11 protein-coding genes are annotated in these 26,199 nt (G+C 72.3%); 4 read left to right on the plus strand and 7 right to left on the minus strand.

The annotated features are described in order from the left end of the window. The first annotated feature begins 1,614 nt into the window (after positions 1-1,614). On the plus strand, positions 1,615-10,590 hold the full coding sequence (locus M8J74_RS35720) for a hypothetical protein (protein ID WP_249840410.1): 8,976 nt from the start codon (positions 1,615-1,617) through the stop codon (positions 10,588-10,590). 14 nt (positions 10,591-10,604) lie between these two features. Beyond that, positions 10,605-11,699, plus strand: coding sequence for a type VII secretion system-associated protein (locus M8J74_RS35725; protein WP_249840411.1), 1,095 nt, complete (start codon positions 10,605-10,607; stop codon positions 11,697-11,699). A 90-nt stretch (positions 11,700-11,789) separates the two neighbouring features. On the opposite strand, the gene M8J74_RS35730 is transcribed toward M8J74_RS35725, so the two are convergent. Further along, the gene (locus tag M8J74_RS35730) at positions 11,790-15,236 is read right to left on the minus strand and encodes a right-handed parallel beta-helix repeat-containing protein (protein ID WP_249840412.1); all 3,447 of its coding nucleotides are present in this window, start codon (positions 15,234-15,236) and stop codon (positions 11,790-11,792) included. A 300-nt stretch (positions 15,237-15,536) separates the two neighbouring features. Between M8J74_RS35730 and M8J74_RS35735 the strand changes: the two genes are divergently transcribed. Continuing rightward, positions 15,537-15,890 (plus strand): hypothetical protein, encoded by a 354-nt coding sequence (locus tag M8J74_RS35735; RefSeq protein ID WP_249840413.1) that lies wholly within the window; start codon positions 15,537-15,539, stop codon positions 15,888-15,890. A 102-nt stretch (positions 15,891-15,992) separates the two neighbouring features. On the opposite strand, the gene M8J74_RS35740 is transcribed toward M8J74_RS35735, so the two are convergent. From M8J74_RS35740 to M8J74_RS35765, 6 genes are all read right to left on the minus strand, one after another. Then, entirely contained in the window at positions 15,993-17,213 is a 1,221-nt protein-coding gene (locus M8J74_RS35740) for an ABC transporter permease (protein WP_249840414.1), read from the minus strand. Next, the gene (locus tag M8J74_RS35745; protein ID WP_249840425.1) at positions 17,210-17,866 is read right to left on the minus strand and encodes an ABC transporter ATP-binding protein; all 657 of its coding nucleotides are present in this window, start codon (positions 17,864-17,866) and stop codon (positions 17,210-17,212) included. The genes M8J74_RS35740 and M8J74_RS35745 overlap by 4 nt, the downstream gene beginning before the upstream one ends. Positions 17,867-17,928: 62 nt before the next feature. Next, positions 17,929-19,014 carry an efflux RND transporter periplasmic adaptor subunit gene (locus tag M8J74_RS35750; protein WP_249840415.1) on the minus strand — a complete coding sequence of 362 codons (1,086 nt, stop codon included), beginning with the start codon at positions 19,012-19,014 and terminating at the stop codon, positions 17,929-17,931. Then, a complete protein-coding gene (locus M8J74_RS35755) occupies positions 18,998-19,606 on the minus strand; it encodes a hypothetical protein (RefSeq protein ID WP_249840416.1) in 609 nt (202 codons plus the stop codon). The genes M8J74_RS35750 and M8J74_RS35755 overlap by 17 nt, the downstream gene beginning before the upstream one ends. An 87-nt stretch (positions 19,607-19,693) precedes the next feature. Then, entirely contained in the window at positions 19,694-21,523 is a 1,830-nt protein-coding gene (locus tag M8J74_RS35760) for a sensor histidine kinase (protein WP_249840417.1), read from the minus strand. Next, the gene (locus M8J74_RS35765) at positions 21,513-22,268 is read right to left on the minus strand and encodes a response regulator transcription factor (protein ID WP_249840418.1); all 756 of its coding nucleotides are present in this window, start codon (positions 22,266-22,268) and stop codon (positions 21,513-21,515) included. The genes M8J74_RS35760 and M8J74_RS35765 overlap by 11 nt, the downstream gene beginning before the upstream one ends. Before the next feature lie 353 nt (positions 22,269-22,621). On the opposite strand from M8J74_RS35765, the gene M8J74_RS35770 reads away from it, so the two are divergent. Then, positions 22,622-25,993 carry an ATP-binding protein gene (locus M8J74_RS35770; RefSeq protein WP_249840419.1) on the plus strand — a complete coding sequence of 1,124 codons (3,372 nt, stop codon included), beginning with the start codon at positions 22,622-22,624 and terminating at the stop codon, positions 25,991-25,993. Positions 25,994-26,199 lie beyond the last annotated feature (206 nt).

Here is a 26,199-nt window from a genome sequence, read left to right on the forward strand (position 1 = left end):
GGTGGTCGGGCGGGGATCGCGTCGGGTGGGGAGGGTTTGTCCTCCAAGGCGGGGCAGGCCTCTGGTGAACTCGCGGCGGCGGCTGGTGGGTTCAACGGTGTGAACGTGCTCGCGGGGCTGGGCGGGGTGGGTGCTCCGGTGCCGGGACACGGGCCGGTGGCGTCGACGGGTGCGCCGGTGCATGCTGCGGCCGGTGGCGGAGAGACGACGGACACCCCCCGGCCCACCACCGCGTCCGGCACCCCCCGCACCGCCACGACCGGTGGCACCCCTCAACGACAGACGGAGGAGACCACCGGCCCGGACTCCGTCGCCGGCGGCCCCGCCGCGCACGAGGCTCAAGCCGAAGGACAGCCGCCGGCGCCGATGGGAACCGCTTCGACCGGCGTCCCGGTGTCCGGTACGCCCTCGACCACCCCTGCGGCCACCTCCGGCACGGCGACCCCGGAGGCGGGCCGCCCGGCGGCCACGGAAGCCGGCCGGCCTCCGAGCGCCCAGGTCCAGGAGACCTCTCGACCGACCGCCACGACGCCTTCGGACACCTCTCGGAGCACGGCCCCGGCGGCGCCCGAAGCGACCCGTACGGCGACGACGGGCTCTCAGGCGGCGAGCGGCCGCCCGTCCACGACCACCCCTTCGGAAGCCGGCCGCGCGGCGACCGCGCCCCCGCAGGAGCCTGGACGTACCCCGGCCACTGTCTCTGGTGAGCCGTCCCGTCGGGCCGGCGAAAAGGCGGAGGTGGGGGAGACCGGCACTGCCTCCGCGACGGTGGATCCCGAGGCCCTGCGGTCGCTGACGGCTGCCCATTGGCCGGTCAGCCGGCCGGGTGCCGAGGAGATGGCGACGGCGTTGAACATCGTGCGGACGCATCAGCGGCTCGACACCTTCACGCCTGAGGCAGAGCCGTCGTTCGGTGACCTCGACGCGGGGTCGTTGGCCGTCTACGCGGTTGCGGTGGAGCTGCGGGCGCACGACGGTGACGAGCGTCCGGCGGTGGAGTTGTCGCGGCAGTTGGCCTCGGGGCGTCCGAAGCCGGTGCGTGGGTATCTGCCCGGTGGTTCGGGCCGGGGCGCCCCGGGAGGGCAGGATCCGGCGCGGTCGGGCTCCGAACGGGCCGGTTCGAGCAGTGCCGGGCGACTCGCGCACACGGAGACGTCAGGTGGCCCGTCGGGGCCTCGCGGTCCGCGTCCCGGACCGGGCTCTCGTGCCGGTACGAGCGAGGCGGGCCGGCCTGCGGTGGTGACGGAGACGTCGGACAGGAGCGTGCGGCGTCTGCCGCCGGAGCCGACGCCGGCCGAGCAGTCCGCGTCGCGGTCGAGGAGTGGGACCGGGCCGGCCGGCCCGAGGCCGGCGGGCCCGAGGGCGGCGCGCGGTGACGGGTCCCTGCCGCCGGAGGCCACGGCCACCTCGACCTCGGCGTCCTCGTCCTCGGCCGTCCGGTCCGGGTCCGGGCCCTCGGCCCTCCGGTCCGGGTCCGGGCCCGAGAGGGGCGCCGGGGATGCCGACGGGTCACGGGTGCGGCGGTTGCCCCACCGCCCGGCGGTACCGACTGCGCCTGGCCGGGACGAGGCGCAGCCGGTGCGGGGCTCGTCGGCGGCGACGCAGCATCGGCCGGTGACGCAGACGGTCACCGTGGACGGCGTGCCGTACGAGGTGCTGAGAGTGGCGGGAGACGGTGACTGTTTCCCCACCTCCGTCCTGGCGGGCATCGCCCGGCAGCTTCCCGACTCCGCTCTGCGTGCTCTTGATGTGCGGCAGTTGCGTGACCGGGTCGCGGACTGGCTGACCGGTGGCAGCCCCGAGGCGGTGGCCAGGCGAGCGGAATTGGATGCCGGGCCGGATCCGGTCGGTGTGCTGCTGAACGACCTCGACCTCCCCGCGTTGGAGACCCTCCTCGGTGAGCCGGCCCCGGAGCTGCCGCGGGAGGAGGTGGAACGTATCGAGCAGAATCTCATGCGTCCGCAGTATCTTCGTGCCCTGATCGACCAGTTCGCGAATCCGGCGGACCGGGCCATCGTCGGCGGCTTCACGCCGGGGATGGCTGCGCGATTCCTCCCGGGTTTCGTACCGGACCGCGAGAAGATCGACAAGGCGAGCCTGCAGCGGCTCGTGCGGGACAGGAGAACAACTCGACTGCGGGATCTGGCGGCCGAGCGTCTGCGGACCGGGCACCCCTCGAGTCAGGTCCTGTACCAGAGGCTCATCGCCCGGCATCCGAGTCTCGTGCGTGTGTACCCCGAGTTGGCCGTCATGCTGAAGACGCCGACCAGTGAGGTCGTCGCGCTCGCGGTCCGTTCCACCGACATGTGGACCTCACCGTTCTACGACCGGATGCCCGAACTGACCGCAGCGGCACTCGACCTGAACATCACCACCGTTCAGACCTTCGAGGGGATGTCCGATCTGACGCTCGCGAATCGGCTCAACCCGGCTGCGGCACGCTCCCTGCATGTGTTCTACGAGGGTGGAGTCCACTACTCGGCGATGAACCGGGTCGGCGGGCCCGCCCCGGCCGAGCAGGCGCCAGTGATCAGCCAGGCTGCCCGGCTGACCGAGAGCCCCGTTGTCGGGCTGCCTCCGGCGGCGCCGTGGGACGTGGACGCAAATCCGGGGCTGCCTCTGCTCGAAGGTGCTTTGCGGGCTGCGGGGGCCAGTGAGAGCCTGGTTGCCCGGCTGGGCGGCCTGAACGTGGATGCCGTCAACCAACTCAACCGGATGCTCATGGCGGGACCGCAGCAGAACGCCGCCATTTCCGCGGCGGACGTGGCTCGCGCTCGGCGCAAGGGCAGGTCCACCAAGCCACGTGCGACCGCGGCTCCCGTGACCGTGCCCTTCACCATGGGATCCACGGAGATCTCCGAGGAGCAGCGGCACCGGCTGGACGCGCTGGCCGTACTTGTGGCGGAGCAGGCCAGGACGAACGTCCTGGCCGGGGTCTCGTTGCCGGTGGTGCGAGTGCTCGGGCGCGGCGGGGGCGCCCGGTTCGCGTTTGCCAGGCGGAGCCCCAGGGATGTGGCCCGCTCACGGGAGGAGGCGGTCGAGCGTCATCTGCGCGACCGGGTGACGCAGGTGCTCGCGCGGCAGCCCTCGGCGCGCCATCCGCTCACCGGTGACGACTTCCGGTTCGAGGCCGCCGGCGATGAGCAGCCGTCGCAGGACGACGTCGACACGGCGGAGCGGGACGGCGGGGAGGTGCCCGCGGACAGTGTGGACGTCCAGGTGGACTTCACCCCCGAACCGACGCCCGCGCAGGAGGAGATCGCCCCGGAGCTGATCGCCGCCAAGTGGGCCGAAGTCGAACACAGGGTCAATCCGCGCCGTGCGGTCGCGTTGTCCCTGGCGTACCACATCGTCAGGACCCATCAGCGGGTGACCGGTTTCCAGTCGAACGAGAACCCCCAGTTCGGCGAGCTTCCTCTGGCTCACCGGGCTGTCTACGCCGTCGCGGTGAGCCTGGTGGACAGCCCGGGCGACGTCGACGGCGCGGAGGCGCTGTCGCGTGCGCTCGCAGCCAACCAGCCCGCTCCCTCCGCCGCGGCCGACACCCGGGGCCGGGACGGAGTCGGGCGTTCGTCCCGGTGGACGCGTGACCGGTGGGGATCGGCGAGCCGGTCGGCCAGCCGGTCCGGCAGGATCTTCCCCGCTCCCTCGTCGGCACAGCCGGGAGCCGGCGGGCCGTACCGTCCGATGCCCGCCCCGGTGAACTCCACGTCGCCCCGATCCACCGGGACCGGCGGAGTGGTGTTCACCCCTCAGCCGCTGGCGCCGGTGACGCACCACCAGCACCACGCGCCGGCGGGTCCGTCGGCGCACGGCGGCCCGTCGGTTCCGGCACCGTCCACGCGGGCACTGCGGCTGTCGAACGATCTGCCGTCGATGGACGCCCGGGCGAGGGCGATGGAACTCGCGGCTCTGCATGCGCACGAGCGGCGGTGGCTGTCGTCCCACCCCGAGCTGGTCGACAACCTGAAGAACGCCCTGTCCGCCGAAGAGTTCGCGCTGGCGGCGGTGCAACTGCTGGTGCATGTGCCCGAAGCCGTCCGCCGACCGGCGTCCGCGCGACAGGAGGCGCACGCACTGCTGTCCCGGATGCTGCGGGATCCCGACGTCACGGCCCAGATGCTGAAGAGGGGCGCGAACGTGGTCGTGGTACCCAAGGACGTACCGCTGACCACCTTGGAGCAGTTCGAACATCTGCGAGGTGAGGTGCACGGCGATGGCCGGATCACGGACTTCATAAGAGGCATCGATCACTCGAGCACAGCCGTTCCGGAGGAGAACCTGCTCGGTGAGCGGTCCCTCGTGGCCAGGGAAGCCGGCACCGTTGATCCGGACGGGTACTCCGTCACCGTCCACGAGTTCGCCCACGCCATCCACAGAAACGGTCTCACCCGCGCGGAGCAGCAGCAGATCAAGAAGGCCTACGACGACCGGAGGGCCCTGGGTGCCGACGCGCAGTGGCCTGACGGCCCGAGGCTCCACCTGAACGGCGTGCCGACCGACAACTATTCCGCGAGGAACGAGTACGAGTACTTCGCCCAGCTGACCAACGTGTACTTCGGGGTCAACACGGGCCAGGACGCGTCCACGCTGCGGCCGCGCGAGAACGGTGCCGAATGGGTGACATCGCACGAGCGCGCTCTGCTTCCTCTGCTGCAACGGCTGTACGGGCCCCCGGAGGAGGCCGGATTCAACCGGCCGGTGAATCCGCTGCAGAACAACCTGCGGGAGGACGAGGTCTTCGAGGGCGTGCGCGCCCTCTTCCGCGACGACTCCCACCCTCTGCACCGTGAGAAAGCGGACGCGCCCCCGGACGCCGATGAACTGGTGCGCGAACTGCCATTGCTGGACGACGAAGCACGCGCGCAGCGGCTGGCTGCGCTGAAGCCCGCGCACCGGCGGTGGCTCGCGGGCGACACCGCCCTGGTGGACGAACTGAGCCGGACGCTGTCCGCCGAGTCCTTCGCCGACACCGCGGCGCAGCTCATGGTCGAGGTCTTGCCCGGCGCCGACCGGCCGGTCTCGGCGCGGCAGGAGGCCCAGGCGCTCCTCGCCCGTGTGCTGCGCGACCCGCGGGTCGCGGCGCGACTCCTGGACAACAACGTCGTCGTTCGGGTGCTGCCGCGCAACGTACCGATCACCGCTCTGCCTCAGTACCAGCACCTCAGCGGCCGGACCATGCCCAACGGGCGTCCCTTCGCCGGCCTCAGGGAACTCCACGGCCGCGCCACCCTGGTTCCCGAGGAGAACCTGCTCGGCGACTTCTCACCCGTATCGTTCGTCCGCCACCCCCAGCGCTATTCCTCGGCGGTCCACGCTTACGCCCAGACCGTGTACACGTACGGTCTGACCGACGCGGAAAGGGACTGGATCGAGGCCGCCTATCAAGCGCGACAGCGCAGGGGCACGCTTGCGCAGTGGCCCCGCGGCACCCAGCAGGACACCCCGAGCGCCCAGGCCTACTTCGCCCAGCTCACCAGCGTGTACCTGGGCGTGAACGGGGGCCGTGACGTCACCGGGCGGCCGCTGCCGAACGGCCCCCAGTGGGTTCTCGCGAACGAGTCGGTGGTGGCTCCGCTGCTGACGCGGCTCTACGGGCCGGTCCGTAGCGCGTGGATCGACCGTCCGGTGAATCCGGTGCACCAGACCCTGGAGGAGAACACGGGGTTCGAGGGCGTCCGCGCACTCTTCGGCGACGGGTCCCGCCCGCACGGTGCTCCGCAGAGGCGGAGTCCGGATGCCGTGGTACCCGGCGGCCGAATTTTCGCCACCCCGCCCCCGACACCAGCCCCGGCGGCGGACCTTGATGCGTCGGGCCGAGGTCCTGAGGGCGCGCCGCGGACTCGTGGCTCCCGTCCGGCTGAGTCTCGGGCGGCTACAGGTGGGGCGAGAATGCCGGGCGGCGTGACGGAGTCGTGGCAGACGGCTGCACGGCGTCTGCCACCCGACGCCCTGAGCGCCGATGCTGCCGCCCCGGTGATGGCGGGCGCCGCCCACGACCTGCCCCATGCGCAACCTCTCGGTTTCGCCGCGCCCGCCCCGGCGGCGGTGGCTACCGGTTCCCTGGACTCGGGCGGCGCGGTTCTCACCCGACGGGACGCCGCAGTCCCGAAGCCTGCTGCCGCCCGGCCGGCCGACGAGGTCGCGGACGAGGGAGCCCGGCTGGTCGCGGACTTGCTGAGTTCTGATGCGGTGCGGCGGGCCAGGGCGCTGGCGGAGGTGGGACCACAGCACCGCTCGTGGCTTGCGTCCCACCCGGACGATGTCCACCGGCTCGGCGCCGTGCTGACGCCGGAGGAGTTCGCGCAGGCGGCGGCACAGGTGCTGGTGGACGTCCCGGAGGGTGTGCGGCGCCCGATCGCGGCGCGACAGGCGGCCCGTGTGCTGGTGGCGCGGATGCTGCGGGACCCAGAGGTGGCGGCACGGCTGCTGACCGACGGCAGCCGGGTGGTCGTCGTGCCCGCGGACACCCCCATGACGGAACTCGAACCGTTCCGGCATCTGCAGGGCGAGCCGGCTCCCGGTGGCCGCACCTGGGACCAGGTGCGCGGAAGCGGCGGACACGTCACGGCGATCACCGAGGAGAATCTGCTGGGCGAGTCGTCACCGCTGCCGAACACCAGGTATGCGGACGGCTATTCGACGACCGTGCACGAGCTGGCGCACATGGTGCACCACCATGGCCTGAGCCAGGCCGACCGGCAGGCGATCGACCGGGCCTTCGCGGCCCGCAGGGCGTTGGGCCCGGACGCTTCCTGGCCGGACGGCATTCGCCGGGACCGGGAAGGACGGGTCACGGACAACTACTCCTCGCGGGACGCGGAGGAGTTCTTCGCTCAGCTGAGCAACGTCTACCTCGGGGTGAACACCGGACTGGATCCGTTCACGGGCCGGCCGCGCGAGAACGGCGCGCGATGGGTGGAGGAGAACGAGCCGGGCCTCCTGCCCCTGCTGCGGCGGCTTTACGGCCCGGCGCCGCAGGAAGGCGAGTTGGGGCCGGTCAATCCGGTACGGGCCGTCCAGGAGGAGGACGAGACGCTGGCGGCGGTACGGCTGCTCTTCCACGGCGAACAGGTCGTGGCACCGGACTCGTGGACGGAGCCCCGGGCCACCGCGTCCTGGACCGGCCGGGACCGCTCGGAGTCCTCGCACGACAAGGAGCAGTTGCCTCCGCCGCCCCCGTCGGGCATGACGCACCTGATGCCCGTGTCGGGTACGCCCGTGGGCGACCTGGCCGGGTGGCCCGGTCCGCTGTCGTCGGCGCAGCGCGAGGAGGTACTGCGGCAGGTCGGTACGTTCCTGGTGACAGGCCGGTTGAGCGCCGTGCGCGTGGTTCTGCACCGGCTGAACCGGCGAAGCGACCGACTGCGCGGCACACAGTACGAGGATGAAGCGGCGCGCCTGGCGAACCGGGTGGCGTGGGACCTGGATCGGGCCGAGCGCGGCCCGGGGCTGCAGAGCCCGCCGAAGGTGATCAACTTCTTCTGGATCGGCCGTCCGATGAGCGGGTCCGCAGTGACCAACGTACTGAGGTGGGCGGAGCTGGCCCGGCAGCACGGATGGATCGTCCAGATGTGGACGGACACCGCACCGGTCTCGGCGGCGCGACCGGCCATGCTGAGCACCTGGGATCCCGCGGTCTTCCAGGCGATGGAGACCGCTGGAGTGCGGTTCCGGGCGGTGGAGTCCCTGCTGCCACCGGACCGACCGGCGGGCTGGAAGAACGGCCGCTTCGATCAGGGATTCACGCTGCAGAACCCCCGCATGCTGAAACTTCGCACCATGTACAACAACGCTCGGCTTCACCCGGGGGCGTTCCCCGTCGCATCGGACCTGGTGCGCATCGGGATCATGCTCTACGAGGGCGGCGCCTACTTCGACGTCGACATGGAGCCGGGTGGTGTCGAACTCTTCACGGAGGCACGGAAGATGGGCCGGACGGACCTTCCGGTCATCGGCCCCATGTTCCGGGACGCGAGGGTCTTCGCCGGGCAGCGCGCCGACTTCGCCGAACTGCTGGGCGTGCCCGCCGAGACGGTCTCCATGGAGGACGTGGCGCGCTACGCCATGAGACACGCCATGTTCGGCAACGCGTTCATGATGGCCGTGCCGGGTTCCAGGTTCTTCGAGCGGGCCATCGACGCCATCGGCGACGAAGCCGTGCAATGGAACCCCGAGGCTTTGGCCACCAGCGGCGCCTTCCTGACCGGCCCCTTCCTGTACCACCGGGTGGCGGCCCAGCAGGTCGCTTCCTACGGGCTCGGCGAGGTCACCGACGCCGAGACAGGCGCGGCCATGGATCAGCAGGAGCTGGGCCGCTGGGCGAGGTTGGGCTGGCTGACGGCGGAGAGCGAGAACCAGGTGGACCGCCCCGTCGGACAGGCGCCCATACCGTCCCAGAACAGTGGCGACGACATCAGATCCCGCCTGGGCCGCGGCCCGCGCAATCCCCGTGGCGGTGCCGGCTCGGGAGCCAGCCGATCGGCTGGCACGTTCGCGCCGCCGCCCTCGGAGTCGGAGACCCGGACCCCAGGCGGTCGATCGGGCCTCGCGGACGGGCTCTCCGGAGTTCCGGTGACCGGCGGCTCGGTGTTCGTCCGGCGGTCCGGCACGCCGTCGCCCGCGCGGCGGGCTGCCGCGGGGGCCGTCACCGAGCGGTCGTCCGGTGACCTCGCCTCGGAGATCCGAGCAGCCACGGACCGCGATCCCGAAGGAGAGAGCGAATCCGCTCCCGAGACGCGAACCGCACCGGACGCGCTCGCGCCCGCAGCGCGGCAGCCGTTGACCGTGCCCTTCGCGCGAGGGTCCCGGACGGTGGATGCGGGTCAGGACCAGGCCCTGCGCGAGCTGGCACGCACGCTGGCCGCGGAGGCGGTGCGCAACCGCGCCGAGGGACTGCCGCAACAGGTCGTCCGGGTCAGCGGCCGGGGCAACAGCACCGGGCACGCGTCGTTCACCGGCAGGACGCGGGCGAAGAACACCGCCTGGATTCTCGAAGCCCATCTGGCCGCCGAGCTGAGGGAGCTGCAGGGGGCCGCACCCGACCCGGTGACGGTGCGCGACCTCGACATCCGCTACGGCTACGAGGACACCTCCGAGCAGAAGCGGCTCGACCCGCACGACCGCCGTACAGCCACCGTGACGGTCGGCGCGGCCGCCGCACCCGAGGGCGTGGAGTGGACGCCGTTGCGCGAGCCCGGCAGCCCTGACCGGCACGAGCTCGCGGAGACTCCCCTGACGGTGACCTTCGGCAAGGGCGACAAGGACGTGTCGGCACGCGACAGCCGCCACATCGAGGACCTGGCCAAGCGGATCGCGGTCAGGGCGGTGCGGGACCGCCGGGCGGGTCTGAGGCCTCCGGTGATCCGGATCCCCGGGCGCGGCAACGGTCCCGACGCGGAGACGACCGGCCTGCTGCGGGCCGACAACACCCGGCGTGAGCTGGAGAAGTTCCTGACGAGGGAGCTCCAGCGGCTCCAGCAGGACGACTCGGTACGGCCGCTCACGCCGGCCGATTTCCGGATCGTCGCCGAGTTCGACGACGCGCCCAAGGCGCTGTACCAGGACCCCCTGACGCACCGCACCGCGACCATCCGTGTCGACTGGCCGGCCGAGGGGACTCCTGAGCCGGAGGAGAAGCCGCTTCCTCCCCTGCCGCCCGTTGCCGAGGCGGAGGACAAGGCCCTGCCACCGTTGCCGCCGACTTCGGAGCCCGGGAACCAAGAGGACCAGGTCGAGGAAGCTTCGTTGTTCGCGCCGGAGTGGGGTGAGGAGGACGACAGTGGTCCTGTGAAGCCGCTGACGACGGCGGAGGAGCGGGTGAGGACCGGGGTGGTGCGGCAGGGGCGCGCGGAGGTCACGGTCGTCGCCCCGTGGCAGACGGGCGAGGAGGCGGCGGTCCATGGGACGGTCATCGGAACCGAAGCACCGTTCGCCGGAACTTCGGTCGCCGCGGGAACCGGCTACACCCGGGGTCCGGCGCCGGACACCGTGGTCGGGCCGGACGGGACCGTGCTGGAGTTGCGCCCGGTGCACGGACCCGGCAACGGACTCACCGAGGCCGCGATGCGCGTCGTAGGCGACGACCTGCCGGACTGGTTCCTCTCCGACGGCACCCCGGACCAGGACATCGCCGTCCTGCTTCGCGCCGACCTGGCGGCCGAACTGACCGAGGCGGATCTGCCGGAGGCGTTCCCCGGGGCGGCCCAGGCGGAGCTGACCGCCACGGCCGAGGAACTGGCACGGGCCGGGGTGACGCTCACCGAACGGCCCGACGGCGTCATCCGGGTCGGGCCGGCCGACCTGACGCCTCTTCAGTACACGCGGCTGCTTCTGACCCGCCCCGAGCACTGGGACCCGGCTGTCAGCCGGATCGCCGCCGCGGGACTGGCCCGCCTCCTGATGCTCGACCTCACCCTCGTCGACCTCGACACGGGTACGGAGAGCCGTTTCAGCGGGGGCCTGTCTCGAGGCGTGCTCGTCCGGGACGGTGGCCGCTTCCGGTTGGCCGTACCGCGCCGGGACGCGAGCACCGGGACCTCGGACGACGACACGGCCGGGACCCACGACCATCCATCAACCCATCCCTGAGGACCGACACCACCATGAGCGACAACCCCGCAGTGGACGAACTGACCGAGGACGCCCCGCCCCCGGTCCTCAGCTGGCCGGTCGTGCCGACGGACGTGGCCGCCGACGGCACGGACGCCGAGACGCAGCACAGCAGTGCGGATGCCACCGACAGTTCCCAGGACTCCGATGCATCACCGGGGACGGCGATACCGACGGCACCGGAGCACATCCAGAACGCCGCGCTGCTCGCCCCCGACCACTGGTTCGGCCTGGTGGACGTGGCCTGGACCGGTGCCTGGCCGCCGCCCCACTGGGCCGTGGTGGGCCAGTGGCGCTCCGACGCGGCCGGTCGGCTCGTGGAGTGGCAGCGCAACCCGGAGTACCTTCCCTCTCCCGCCGCGCGCGGCTGGCCCCGGCCCACCGACCCGATCGACGCGGCCGTGCAGCGCGCCGCGGCCGGCTACGGCCAGGACAACGAGGTGCCGCGGCTGGTGGCGCGATCCGAGGTCGCCACGTTCATCCGGCCGGACGGACAGCCGGTGGTGGCGGTCGCGCCGGACGGCAGCCCCGTGGTGCCGGTCTACACGTCCCAGCACCAGTTGGACGGCGGCGGTCGTCTGGCCTACGAGATCCATGCCGTACCGGACCTGGTGGAGTGGCTGCCCGAGGGACACGCGCTCTACGTGAACCCGTCCGCGGCGGTGGCCATGCGGGTGGACCCGGAGGCTCTGGACCAGGCGCTCGCCGAGTTCCGTGAGGAGAACGCGGGAGAGGACGAGCGGGTGCCGGCTGACGGGTCCACGGCGGTCACCGGCGTGGACCGGACATCGGTGCAGGAGGCCGCGCCCGGCACGGGTGACCCTGACACGGCTGACCTCGGCCCGGACGGCTCTGACCCCGCCGTTGTGCGGCCGGTGGCCGGGGAGGCGGACGAGTCGCTCGTCGCGGCGGCGCGGATCGAGACCGCCGGTTCTGCACCGGCGCCGGTCGTCGCGGGGCCGGCCCCCATCGACACCGCCGAGGACACACCGGATCGAGGCAACGCCCAGAACGTCGGCGAGTCCGCCTCGGCCCCCGGTCTCGCGGAGACCGCCGCCGCGGCCCTGATGGCACCGACCGGTCGCTGACCGGCCCCAACACCCAAGGGCCCGGCGGGCGACAACCCGCCGGGCCCCGCTTCGTACGCCAGCCCGTACCTGTACCCTCCCGGGCCGGCTCTACCGGCCGGCCGCCGTCCGTCCCACCGGCAGCAGACCGCCCTCGGGACCCGAGCCGGCAACCTCCCTTTGCGCCCCGCCGACCGCCCCTGGTCCTTCCGGCAGGTCCTCCGGCAGCAGTTGCTGGAGATCCGTCAGGTCCGGCGCGGTCAGCGCGCTCAGCCGCCGGGCCTGGCTCGTGGTCATCTCCTGGAGCAGCTGCCGCGCGGTACGGGCGTTGCCGAAGGACCGGTCGCGCGGCAGGGCGTCGATGTGGGCGCGCAACGCCTCGACCGTCTCGGGCACGCATGCGTAGCCGGACTCCTCGGCCTGCCCGCACACGATGGTGACCAGCTCCTCCGTGGTGTAGTCCTCGAACCGCACCTGCCGGGAGAAGCGCGAGGCCAGCCCGGGGTTGGAGGCCAGGAAGCGGCTCATCTCCCCGGTGTAGCCGGCGGCGATCACCACCACGTCGTCGCGGTGGTCCTCCATCAGCTTCAGGAGTGTGTCCACGGCCTCGCGGCCGAAGTCGGAGGGCGCGTTCTCGGGAGTGAGTGTGTACGCCTCGTCGATGAACAGCACGCCGCCGAGGGCGCGTTCGAAGACCTCGCGGGTGAGCTGCGCGGTGTGTCCGACGTAGCGGCCCACCAGATCCGCACGGGCGACCTCCACCAGCTGGCCGCGTGGCAGCACGCCCAGAGCGTGCAGCAGGCTCGCGTACAGGCGGGCGACCGTGGTCTTTCCGGTGCCGGGTGGGCCGGTGAAGATGAGATGGTGGCTCATCCTCGGCACGGGCAGGCCGACGGCCTCCCGCTGCCGGGCGGCGGCGAGCACGTTGACCAGGTCGCCGACCTCGCGTTTGACGGCCCGCAGGCCCACCATGGCCTCCAGCTCGGCCAGCAGCGTCTGCGGGTCACCGGCCCGTTCCCGGCCGGACGCCGAGTCCTCCTCCCCGACGTCGGCGGGCAGGAGCAGCGCCAGGTCGCTCTCCGCCGGTTCGGTCATCGAGGCGAGCCGGGCGGCCTGACGGTCGATCATCTCCTCGAACACCCGGCGGGCGGCACGTCCGTTGCCGAACGTGGCGTCGCGCGGCATCCGTTCGTAGAGTCTGCTGAGCGCGTCGCGGGTGCTGGGGTGCAGCTCATAGCGGTGGGCCGCGCACATGTTCTCGGTGATCGTCACCATCTCGGCGTCCGAGTAGTCGGCGAACTCGATGCTGCGGGTGAACCGGGAGGCCAGACCGGCGTTGGCGGACAGGAAGGACTCCATCTCCTCCGGGTATCCGGCGACCACGACCACCACGTCGTCGCGGTGGTCCTCCATCAACTTCACCAACGTGTCGATCGCCTCCCGGCCGAAGTCGGCGCCGGAACCCTTGCTGTCGGACAGCAGGGTGTACGCCTCGTCGATGAACAGCACCCCGCCGAGCGCTTCCTTGAACGCCTCGGTGGTCTTGATCGCGGTGCCACCGATGACCTGGGCCACCAGGTCGGCGCGGGAGACCTCGACGAGGTGGCCGGACCGCAGGACGCCGAGGGAGGCGAGGATGCCGCCGTAGAGCCGGGCCACGGTGGTCTTGCCGGTTCCGGGCGGCCCGGAGAAGACCAGGTGACGGCTCATCGGCGGGACCGGCATGCCCAGCTTCGCGCGGCGCTGTGCCAGCTGGTTGAGATTGACCAGGGTGGCGACCTGGCGCTTGACGCCCTCCAGGCCGACCAGTGCCTCCAGTTCCGCCATCGGGCCGGCGGGAGTCGGGGCAACTGCCGCTGCCGCTGCCGATGCCAGGGGGCCGGTCGCCGTGCCGCCGGTCGCCGCGCCGTCGTCCGGTGCGGCGCCGCGGGGGAGTGCCCCGGTGGTTCGTTCCGCGCCCCAGGAGTCGGGGGTGGCGTTGCCACTGCTGGACAGGTCGTCCACGGCCAGCCGTTCGCTGTCGCGGGTCTGCCGCAGGCCGGAACCGCGGTTGTCCCGCAGCGAGCAGCCGGTCACCGACACCGGTTCGGCGCTGTCGACGCGGATGCCGTCGCCGAGGCTGCCCGTGATCTCGCAGTCGCCGATGGCAGCCCGCCCGCCGGCGGCCACCCGCACGCCGTGGGCCCCGGATCCGGTGATCCGGGTGCGGGTCAGGGAGAGGTCCGCCCCCTCCTCGGCGACCGCGCCACAGCCGCCGCTGGCGGAGATCTCACAGTCCCGTACGGTCGCCCGTCCGCCGGCGGTCACGGCCACGCCCGCGTCGGCCGACGAGCGCAGCACGGCGTCGCCGAGATAGGGGTTGCCCCCGTCGGTGACCTGGACGGCGGCGCCGCCCGCCGCTTCGATCACACAGCCCTCGAGCCGCCCGCGTCCGCCGTCGCAGACCTCCACGCCGTCGCCGCCCGGTGAGGTGATGACGGCCCTGCGCAGCAGCGGGTTGGCGCCGGACCGTATGGAGACCGCCACCCCCGCCGGGTGGTCGACCTCCAGGCGGTCGAACTCGGCGGCGCAGTCCTCGGCGAGCAGCACGGCCGCCCGCGCGTCGCCGCAGTCACGGACCACTGTCTGGTGGAACACCGGTGTGGAATGGCCCAGTACGTGGATCGCGGTGCCGTTGGAGGCGAGGAACTCGCACTCCTCGAAGGTGCCCCGGGACCGTTCGCCGACGACCAGTGCGGCCGCTGCCGTCCCCGAGGTGCGGCAGCGGCGCAGCGTCGGGTCGCAGCCCGAGGCCAGCACGATGCCGCTCTCCGAGGCGTCGGTGACGGTGACGTCCTCCAGGACGGGACGGCCACCGGTGGTGAGGTAGAGGCCGGTGGACACGTCACGAACCGCGGTCCGCAGCACCGTCGTCGCGCTGTTCCCTTCGAGGGCCACGGCGGGCTTGTCGGTGAGGGAGATCTCGCAGTCCTCGACCGAGCCGCGCGCCTCGCCGTTCGCGAGGACGCCATTTCCCCGGGCGTCGCGCAGCCGGCAGCCCCGTACCGTCGTACGGCCCTGCTCGCCGATGACGACCGCGGAGGATCCGAGGTGCTCGACGAGACAGTCCTCGACCACGCTGCCGCTGGGAGAGACGTCCACGACGCCCGCGCCGCCGGGGTTGCCGATGCGGCAGCCCCGCATGGCCACCGAGCCGGTCAGCCGGGCCAGGACGGCCGTCCAGCCGGACCCCACGACCGTGCACCGGTCCATGGCGACCTGGCCGCGGGGCGCGTCGACCACGGGCACATCTTCCTCGCCGCCGCGCAGCAGCAGGTCGGTGAGCATGACCTCCTCGGCCATCAGCACCACGGCGCTGCCGTAGCGGGGGCAGATCTCGACGCTGTCCCGGCCGGCCTCGGCGACGATCGTCACCCTTGTCCGGACGGTCAGGTTCTCCGGGTAGCGTCCCGGCGTCACGCTGATCACGGCACCGGCGCGTGCCCGCGCCAGTGCCTCGCCGATCGTGCGGCAGCCGTCCGGGCTGTCCGGACGGACCCTGAGCACCTGCCGTGACACTCTCCCGACCTCCTGAGTCACCTACGCGCGTGTGTGTGGCCACGCGGTGACGACGACCAGGCCGCGGTCTCACGCCGGCGCTGTCGGCCATGCCCGGGGATCATAGGCAGCAGGGTGTGCGTAAGAACTGACCGCGACGGCGCGCCCTTCGTGTGGCAGACCTGAGCGGACGCTGGGGCAGCGATCCGGGGTCATGGGGGCAGAAGGCGCCGCCGACGCGACCGGCCGGGCCGCCGTCTTGCTTGGCTTGACGCCGTCGGCACGAAGTCGGCACCCCCTACATCACGTCACGAGGTGTTCATGAACAGCGTCAGTCTGCGCCGGGCAGCGGGAATCACTGCGGCATCGGTGGTCGCCGCCGCGAGCTGCCTGATGGCGGCCGGGTCGGCGGACGCCGCGACGGCGCATCAGTTCACGCTCTGCTCCGACGGGTACTACGACTCCTACGCGTACTTCCCCGCCAGGAACTTCTCCACCACGATCGTGAACCCGGGTACCTGCACCACCCTCTACTTCGGCGATTCGGGTGCGGAAGCCGTCCAGCTGTACGAGGGCAACGGACGGTACATCGGTGGCTTCTACTACGAGAAGAGCACGGGCACCGGCGTCTCCACCACCGGCACCGCCTCCTCCCCGGGGTACTACCGCTGGTGAACCCCGCAGCGGGCCGGTGTCCCCTCATCCCTTTCGGCGGTGAGGGGGACACCGGCCCGTCGCCATGACCGGGGACGACTCGCTCCCCGGCGTGCCCCCGACTCACACGGCGGCCAATGCCTCGGTCGGGGGCAGCGCGGAGGCGCGTACGGCGGGGTAGAGGCCCGCGGCCACGCCGACGGCGATCGCCCCGAAGACACCCGCGACGAGCGCCAGAGGCGGCACCACCACGGGCCAGGACTGGGACATCGCGTAGCCGGCCGCGGCCGCTGCCCCGAGCGCTGTTCCGGCGCAGCCGCCCAGCGCGGACAGAGCCACGGACTCCGCCAGGAACTGCCCCCTGATCTGGCCGCGACTGGCGCCCAGGGCGCGTCGCAGACCGATCTCGCGGCGTCGTTCCAGCACCGACACCACCATGGTGTTGGCCACGCCGACGCCGCCGACCAGGAGCGCGACACCCGCGAGTCCGAGCAGGAGGACCGACAGGGTCCGCTGGGTGGCACGCTTGGCGGCCAGGGCGTCCGACGGGCGGCTGACCTGCACCAGGCCGGGCAGTTGCGGGTGGACCGTGGCGGGCAGTACGGCGCGGACGGCCTCGATCTGCGCCTCGCGGGCCCTGACGTAGACGACGGTGGGGTGGCCGTCGAAGTCGAGCTGTGTGCGGGCCGCGTCCCAGCCGACCAGGACGGTGGTGTCGAGGTCGGGGGCGAGCGGCAGCGGGTCCAGGATGCCGATGACCGTGAACCAGTGACCGCCGATGTACACCTGCCCGGCCTCCCGGCCGGGCCGCACCCGGTCGAAGCCGAGGCGGGAGGCGGCCCGGGAGCCGAGGACCACCGTGGGGAACCGTGCCGTGGTGGTGGAGAGGAAGGCCCCCGACCGGACCGTTCCGTGGACTGCCGCGAGCAGGTCGGTGCGGGCGGCAAGGACGCCGATGCCGGAGGCGTCGGACGGGTCGGCACGGTCGGAGCGCAGGACGGTCGAGTGGGTGTTGGCCACGGCGCTCGCGTGGGTCACCGGGCCGATGCGGGCGGCCATGGCGTCCGCGGTGGCGGGCAGCACCACCGGGGGATCGCTGTCCCCCTGCGGCGCCACGCGCAGCATGTCCGTACCGAGCGCGGACAGTTGGTTCATGAGGGCCTGCCGACTGGAGGCCGGTACGGCGGTCACGAGCACGAGGGTCGCGATCCCCAGGGAGATGCCGAGCGCGGACAGGGCGGCCCGCGGGCCGCGGCTGCGGATGCCGAGCAGACCGAGCCTGAGGACGTCCGTGAACGCCAGCCGGACCGGGCGCAGCCCGTGGTCCCTCGCCCTGCGGGTCATGCGGTGCTCACCTCCGTTACGTCGGTCGTGACGCGGCCGTCGCGCAGTTCCACCCGGCGGGGCAGACGGGCCGCGATGTCGCGGTCGTGGGTGATGACGGCGATGGTCGTGCCCTGAGCGTTCAGTTCGACGAGCAACTCGAGGACCGCCTCCCCGTTGGCCGCGTCGAGAGCGCCCGTGGGCTCGTCGGCCAGCACCAGCGCCGGATGGTTGACCAGGGCCCGGGCGATGGCGACGCGTTGGCGCTCGCCACCGGAGAGTTGCTGGGGGAGGTGGGTGTGGCGGTGTGCCAGGCCCACTCTGGCCAGGGCATCCCGGGCGAGCGGTCGTCGACTGCGGCGAGGGACGCCGGCGTACAGCAGGCCGGTGGCGACGTTCTCCGTGGCGTCCAGCCCGTCCGTGAGGTGGAAGTGCTGGAAGACGAAGCCCAGCATCCGTGCCCGCAGCGCGGAGAGGTGACGGTCGCCCAGGGCGTGGACGTCATGCCCCGCGACGCGGACGGTGCCGCTCGTCGGCCGGTCCAGGGTGCCCATGATGTGCAGCAGTGTCGACTTGCCGGACCCGGACGGGCCCACGATGGCGAGGAGTTCGCCCTCGTCGACTCTGAGTGAGACCCCGTCCAGCGCCGTGACGCCCCCGGGGTGGCGTTTGATGACGTCCTCGACGAGGAGTACAGGAGCTGCGGTGCCGGAAGCCGGGGAGTCGCGGAGGGCGTTCACGAGGCCGTCACCACCTTGGTGCCGGCGGTGAGTTCCTTGCCGCTCACCTCGACCATGCCGCCCGCGAACATGCCGGTCGTCACCCCGAACAGGGTGCCGTCCGGGCGTTGCAGGGCGTATCCGCCTTCCCGCAGGGCGACGAGCGCGCTGACCGGGACGGCGAGTACGCCCTTGCGGGTCGTCGTCTCGAACCTGACCTGCACCGCCGCCGCGTCCAGACTCGCCACGTCCGCCGGCCGGTCGGGGACGACGGTGACGTCGACCGTCGCCGGTGCGGTCTGTGCCGCGGCATCCTCGCCGGTGCCGCCCTGGACGGTGCGGCCGAGTGCCGTCACCGTGCCGCGGACCGTCCTGCCGTCGGGCAGGTCGATCGCGGCCTTGATACCGGCCTTGACGGTTCCCACCTCGGTGGCCTCCACCGGCACGGTGACGGACTTGGCGGCCGAGGTATAGGTGAGCAGTGCGGTGTCGGCCGCGTCGCCGGGCTGCGCTTCGACCGTCTCGACACGCACCGGGCCGGGCAGGACGACGGCGCGGCCCGGGACGAGGGTGCCGGTCGCGGTCTGCCCGGTGTCGTGCTGCCAGCGCTTGAGCGCGGCGGCGAGCGCGGGGGTGAACTCCTCGCCCTGGTCGCCGGCGCCACGAGGAGCGACGGCCGCGCCGGTGTCGTAGCCCAGTGCCCGCAGGTTGGTCCCGAGCACGCTCACATCGTGCCCGCGCACCCCCGTCTTGGCCAGGGTGCGGAAGAACGGGGTGGCGCCGAAGAACACCGGGACGGGCCGGTCGTCGATCCGGTACAGGGGCTTGCCCCTGGCCGCTCGGGTGCCCGGTTTCGGCAGCAGGGTGACGACGCCCTGGCCGGTGCCCCTGAGGACGTGCGGTCTGCCGTAGCCGAGGGTGCCCGGCAGGGTGCGGCTGTCGGACAGGTCGGTCCTCGTGACGGTGGCTGTCCGCACCCGGGTGGGTGCTGCGGCCCTGGTCTCGCCGCCTGGGTGCGTGTCGCTCCACACCACCGCGCCGGTCCCGGCGGCGCCCACGAGCAGCAGGGCGCCCAGTGCGGCGACCCTACTTCGCCTTGCCACCGAATGCCTCCAGGGTGCAGCTCTTGTCGACCTTGCTCTGCTCGGCGGCGCTCATCGTGGAGTTGCCGTCGTACGTCCAGCCGGAGTTGTCGGGCAGTGCGGTCACCTTGAGCCCCTTGCCGTTCAGGCATTTCACATAGGCCCGGAAGTCGTCGTCGTAGTGGGGATTCGTCGCCCGGTCCATCTCCGGTGGTTGGAGCGGGAGTTTGTTCGCGCAGGCCTTGGTGGCGGCTTTGGCGGTGGCGCTGTGGTCGGTGTCGTCGATGGAGTCCGGGCCTCGGGCCGTGAGCATCTTGTGCCCGTGGTCCTTGAGGCAGGTGGCGTAGATGTGCCAGTAGCGGTCGCGTTCCGCGTCCGAGCTGTCGAGACGCAGTTGGGGGCGGCCGTCGTCGTCGGTGGAGGGTGCGGCGCTCACGGTCGCCTCGCCGTCCGGGGCACCGCTCTCCAGGGATGCCACGCCGTGCCGCGTCGCACCGTCGCCGCCTGAGTCGCCCGAGCCGCCGCAGCCGGTGAGCAGGAGGGTGCCTGCGAGGAGGCAGGTGGCGGTGCCCAGCATTCGGCCGGGCCCGCGAGTGTCGAAGAAGTGGGTCATGGCGCTGATCTTGCGCGACGTGTGTCGGGAAGCTGTCAGGAAGCGTTGCCGGTCCGGTGCCCGTCGCTTGCCGTTCGCGTGCGGGGCTCAGGCGGGTGGCCGGCTCGTGTCGTCCGGCCCCCGGGCGGGCAGCCTGAGGGCGAAGAGGGATCCCCTGCCCAGCGTGCTCGACGCGTGCGCGCTGCCCCCGTGCGCCTCGGCGAGCTTGCGGACGATGGACAGGCCCAGTCCGCTTCCCCCGCCGCTCCGACTCCGTGACTTCTCGGCCCGCCAGAAACGGTCGAAGACCTTGGGCAGGTCTTCCGCGTCGATGCCGGAGCCGGTGTCCTCGACGCCGAACACCACCTCGTCGCCCTGACGGTGGGCGGACAGGGTGACCGTGCCGCCCGCGGGCGTGTGCCGGATGGCGTTGGACACGAGGTTTCCGATCGCCTGGCGCAGCCGCACGGGGTCGGCGTGCAGGCGGGCCCCCTCTGGGGCCCGGACCCGCAGCTCCACGCCCGTGGAGCCGGCGTTGCCCTGGTGGGCGCGTGCGACCTGGGTGAGCATCGCGGCCGCGTCGATCTCCTCGGGGTGGATCGTGAGCGCGCCGGCGTCGGCCGCCGAGAGGTCACGCAGGTCGTCGATGATGTGCTGGAGGAGCACCGCTTCTTCCAGCAGCGAGGAGATGACGCTCTCGTCCGCGGGGACGACACCGTCCTCGACGGCCTCCAGCCAGCCCCGTACGTTGCTCAGCGGTGTGCGCAGTTCGTGGGCGACGTCGCTCACCAGGGCCCGGCGCAGTTGCTCCAGTTCCTGGCGCCTGCTCGCCATCAGGTTGAACGCCGTGGCGAGTCTGCCGAACTCGTCGTCGCCCGTCACTTCGACGCGCGCGCTCTGATCGCCGTCGGCCATCCGCTTGGCCGCGCCGGTCAGGGCACGCAGCGGCCTGACCATGCGGGTGCCGGCGACGTAGGTGACCGTCAGGGTGATCAGCAGCACCGAGACGGTGATCCCGGCGATCCGCATGCGGTTGGCGCCGGAGAGGTCGAAGAACGTGGAGATCTTCCGGTCGGGCGCGGTCGCGAAGAGCAGCGCGGGCGGCGCCACGTAGGGGTCGAGCTGCTCGCGCCGGGCAGTGGCGAGACAGGTCTCCGCTGCCCGGGGGTCGGGGGTGCCACGGGCGGTGGCGGAGATCCAGGTGAGATCGTCGGTGAGCTGCACCGTCGGGGCGTGACGGGCGGCGAGGCAGTCGTTGACCAGCCGGCCGAGCTGGGCCAGCGCCCGGCTCTCCGTGGCGGTGCGGGTCAGCAGGCGGTCCACCTCGCACCGGTCACCTGTGTCCAGGGGGTGGCCGCCGAGCTCGATCTCCGGCCGCCCGTTGGGTTTCTGGACGACCTCGACGCTCAGGATCTGTCCGGGACCTCGGAAGCACCGGGCCACCCGGGACGCCTCGGTCTCCAGCCTCGCCCTCTCCTGGCCGGTCAGCCGGAAGGGGCCGACGGCGCGCGGATCGATGCGGTCGGAGAGCGTGCCGTTGCGGCGGGGCGCCAATGCGGGGTCGACGGCGAACGCGTCGACCGTCGCCGACGCCGTCGACGGCAGCGATCGTGCCGTCCTCGGGCTCCCTTTCGCCGAGTCCGCCAGCAGGCGGCGGTCCACATCGGTCAGCGTGATGCGGCGCCCGGTCCGTGCCGACAGAGCGCGGATCGTCGGCCCGACCCCACTCCAGTCCGGGTGCGTGGCCGCGAAGCCGACGAGCGTGTCGTAGATGCGGGCGTCGTCGTTGAGGGCCCGGCCGCGCTCACGGCCGATGGCGACGGCGGTCAGGCTGACGACGAGCCAGGCCGTCGCGGCGATCGAGCACAGGGAGACCAGTGCGGAGAGCATGAGCAGCCGCGACCGCAGACTCCTGCGCAGCGGTATGTCACCTCGCACGGGAACCGGTCCCGTCCTCGGACGACTCCTGGGAGCGGACATCGGCGATCTTGTAGCCGACGCCGTAGACCGTCAGCAGCCGCTCGGGGCGCGTGGGATCGCGCTCGATCTTGCGACGCAGGTTCATGATGTGACCGTCGACCGTGCGGGTCGTGACGTAGCGGTCGATGCCGTGCAGGTGTTCCAGTACCTGCTTCCTCGTGAACACCTGGCCCGGAGCCGAGGCCAGCACCTCCAGGACGCGGAACTCGCCGGGCGTGCATTCGATCAGGCGGCCGTCCACGCGGACCTCGAACCGGGCGGGGTCGACCACGAGCGACCCCACGGCAAGCACCGGCTCGGCCTGCCGGGCCGCTGCCCCGGCACCAGGGGTGGCTGTGTGCCCGCTCCGTCTGAGCAGGGTGCGGATCCGGGCGACCAGTTCGCGCGGGCTGCACGGCTTGGTCATGTAGTCGTCGGCGCCCAGGTCGAGGGCGAGCAGCAGATCGTCCTCCTCCGCACGTGCGGTGAGCATCAGGACCGGGACGTCGGACTCCCTGCGCAGCACGCGGCACACGTCCAGGCCGTCCGTGCGGGGCATCATCCAGTCCAGCACCACGAGGTCGGGCATCCGCCGACGGATCTCGTCCAGGGCGGCACGGCCGTCGTGGACGACACCGACGGAATGGCCTTCCCGCTCCAGGTAACGACGGATCAGATCGGCCTGCTTGGGGTCGTCGTCCGCGACGACAACGTACGCACACATGGTGGCCATCGTAGAAAGCGCGGCAGGCCGACTCGGACCGTCGGCGCGGAAGTCGGCAAGGAGCACCGGACGCTGACAGGAAGACGACAACTTCCCGACATTCGGCCGTGAGTCTTGCACCGGCACTCGCGGCGGCGCTCCTGCCGGCACCCGAGCGGCCGGCGGGCAGGCTTCGGACGGCTGCTCCGTGACCTGCTGAAGAACACCGCGCGTGGCCAATGGCAGTTGTCGAACGTTTCGATCCGATGGACGGTCTCGCCTTCGGAGCATGTCCACATGAGGCCGAGGAGATCTGATGTTGTGTTCACTTCTTGGTGACGGTCGTGTGTCGCGGCTCGGCTAATCTTCCCGGTGTGTTGCGTATCCGCGTTCTGGGTTCGCTGGGCGCAGAAGTGCGAGGAGAGCCGGTCGCGCTGGGTGCGTCGCGGCAGCGGACCGTCCTGTCACTGCTGCTGGCGGCCCGAGGCGCCGTCGTGCCGGCCGAGCGGCTGACGGACGAGCTGTGGCGGGGAACACCTCCCGCCAAGGCGAAGGCATCGCTGCACGCCTACGTGTCGAACCTGCGCCGGCTCCTGGAACCGGACCGTCCGCCGCGTGCCCCCTCGTCGATCCTGCTCACCACTCCGCCCGGATACGCGCTAAGGCTGCCTGAAGAAGCGGTGGACGCCTGGCGGTTCGAGGCATGGGTGAGCCGTGCCCGTGACGCACCGGTCGAGGAGGCCCGGCGTCTGCTCGCCGAGGCCCTCGAGTGGTGGAAGGGTCCGGCCTTCGCCGAACACGCCACCGAACTGTGGGCGCTTGCGGAAGTGGCCCGGTTGACCGAACTGCGTGCGGAGGCAGGCGAGTTGGCCGTCGCCACCGACCTTCGGGCCGGCCGGGCGACCGAGGCGGCGCTTGCCGCGGAGGCCCTCACCGGTGAACGCCCGCTGCGCGAGGAGGGCTGGCGCCTGCTCGCGCTGGCCCAGTGGGAGTGCGGACGGCAGGCCGACGCCCTGTCCTCGCTGCGCCGAGCCGGGGCCGTGCTGCGGGAGGAGCTCGGGTGCGACCCGGGCCCCGCCCTGCGCGAACTGGAGCAAGCGGTCCTGGCCCAGAGGGTCGATCTGCTGCACTCGTTCATACACGGTCAGGCGCCTCGAAACACGGCACCCACCACCGCCGACCCGGGGTCGCCCGAGCCCGCCCCTGCCGAGCACATGCGAGGACGGCAGCATCTCTTCGTGGGCAGACGCGGCGAACTGTCCGCCGTGGACGCCGCGGCGCACGCCGCACGTACGGGCGGCGCCACGGTTCTGGTGACCGGTGAGGCCGGTGCGGGCAAGACCGCGCTCCTGGAGCAGATCGGCCGGCGACTGCGGGCCGGGGGATGGCGGGTCGTCGTGGGACGCTGCCCCGAGTACGAGGGCGCGCCGCCGGCCTGGGCGTGGGTGGAAGCGCTCGGCGAGCTCGCCCGGCAGGTGCCGCCCACCCGGCCCGACGAACTCGAGGTCCTGCTGCGGGAGCCGGCGCACACGGCCGTCAAGGACCGGGACGCGGCGGCCGCGGGGCGCTTCCGCATGCACCGCGCGTTCACCCAGTGGCTGCAGGCCGTGGCCGCCGACTCGCCGCTGGCGGTCATCATGGAGGACCTCCACCGGGCGGACAGCGAGACACTCGCCCTGCTCGAGGTGGCGGCGACGGAGGGGGTCCCGCTGCTCCTCATGGCCAGCTACCGCCCGGCCGAGCCGGGAGAACACCTGACGAAGACGCTGGCGGCGCTCGCCCTCACGGGCCCCTGCCGGGTCTCCCTCGGCGGCCTGCCGCAGGACGACGTGGCCACCGTGGTCGGGGCCGTGTGCGGCGGACCCGTCGACGCGGACACGGTCAGGGCGCTGGCCGAACGCACCGGCGGCAACCCGTTCTACGTCCTGGAAAGCGCCAGACTGATGGCCAGCGAGGGTGCGCTGGTCGCGGTCTCCGAGGTTCCGCAGGGCGTGCGCGATGTGCTCCGCAGACGGCTGGCCCTCCTGCCCGCCGAGGCCCGTTCCTCGCTCCAGCTCGCGGCGGCCGTGGGTCTGGAGGCCGATGTCAGCCTGCTCGCCGCGGCGGACGCCGACGAGGAGCGGGTACTGAAGGGACTCGACGCGGCCCTGTCCGCGGACCTGCTGACCGAGGTGCGTCCCGGCCGGGTCCGGTTCGTCCACGCCCTGGTCCGCGACACCGTGTACACCGACCTGCCCGGCGTACGGCGTGCCCGCCTGCACGCCCGTATCGCACGGGTGCTGTGCGAGCACCGGCCGGACGACTTCGCCGCGCTGGCACACCACTTCGCCCGCTCCGGCGACATCGCGGACGCCCCCATGGCCATCGACTACGCCCTGCGCGCGGCGGAGGCCGCCGAGCAGCGCTACGCCCACGACAGCGCTGTGGAGCTGATCCAGCAGGCCATCGACGTGCACACCAGCGCCGCGGGTGAAACGCACGGACAGCCCGACCGGACCGTGGGGCTGCTGGTGCGGCTGCTGGGCGCGCAGATCAGGGCGGGGTCCACCGAGGCGGCCCTGAACACCCGTAACCGGGCGGTGCGGCTCGCCGAACAGGCCGACCGCGGCGACCTGGCCGCGGCCGTCTACGGTGCCTGGACCGAACCGTCTCCCTGGCGCAGCCGCCTGGAAGCCTTCTACGACCGCACGTCACTGCCTCGCCTGGAGCAGCTGGCCGGTGATCCCGGCCTCGACGACGCCACACGCGCCCGGGTGCTCCAGGTCCTCGTCGACGTGGTCGCCACCGAGGATGCCCAGCGGGCCCTCGACGCCGCTCGCACCCAGTTGGCGATCGCCCGAGCCCACGGCGAACCGCGGCTTCTCGCGGCGGCCCTGATGACCTCGGCGAAACTGCTGCCCCACGAGGTGCATGCCGCCGCCCGGCCAGCCCTCGTGGCGGAACTGCGGCAACTCGTCGACGCACATGACCTCCCGGCGTACCGCTGGGTCTGTGAGCACCTCGACGGTATGACCGCCGCCACCGACAACGATCCGGCGGCGGTGCGCCGGCACGTGGCGGAAGGCATGAGGATCGCCCGCCGTTACGGACTGCAGTGGGCGCAGGGCCTCAACACGGTGACCTCCGCGATGCTGGAGGCGGCCGCCGGCCGCTTCGACGCGGCGGAGGCCGACTACGCGAAGGCACAGAGCGTTCTGCAGAGGGTCGGCACACATCATGCGGCGAGCATGGTCACCTTGGGCCGGATCACCGTGCGCCTCGCACAGGGGCGACTGGCGGAGGCCGAGCGGGCGATGCGCGACGCCTACGAATCCGTAGGGGCCCCGGTCGGGGCTGCGCTGGCCGTCATACTGGCCCGGCTCGGCAGGCTCGACGAGGCCGGTGAGGTGACGCTGCCCCCGAAGATCACGACCGATCACCTCTACGGCATGGAGCTGGACTTCCGCGCCCAACTGGTGACCCTACGAGGGGACGTGGACGGGGCGGACGTACTGATCGAGCATCTGCTGCCCGTCCGACACCAGCTCGGGGCCGTGGCCGGAGGCGCCTACGTGACCCGCCCCCTGGCACAGGCCCTGGGAGATCTGTACCGGCTCGTGGGCGAACACCAGGCCGCGGCCGAGAACTACGCGCTCGCGGAACGCACCGCGCTCGCGTGGAACTCGCCCCATCTCGTGGCGGACGCCCGCCAGGCGCTGGCCCGTCTTGACCGGGACCGGGAGCGGCGCGCAAGGATCCTGAGCTAGCGTCCTGCGCCGGCGGCCGACCGTCAGCGCCGGCGTGACTCGATGTGAGCGCGGCTCCTTCGCCCATTCCTGCTGGGGATCCTTCAACTTGCCGACCGTCGTTGCAGCGAAGGTCTCCAAAATTGAGTGACAGTTCGCATGAAGCAGTGTGATGTGAGACGTCTAACTGTGTGGAAACTGCTACCGTGAAGGCGATTTGGAACGCC

This window comes from Streptomyces panaciradicis, from assembly GCF_023516615.1.
Lineage (GTDB): Bacteria > Actinomycetota > Actinomycetes > Streptomycetales > Streptomycetaceae > Streptomyces > Streptomyces panaciradicis.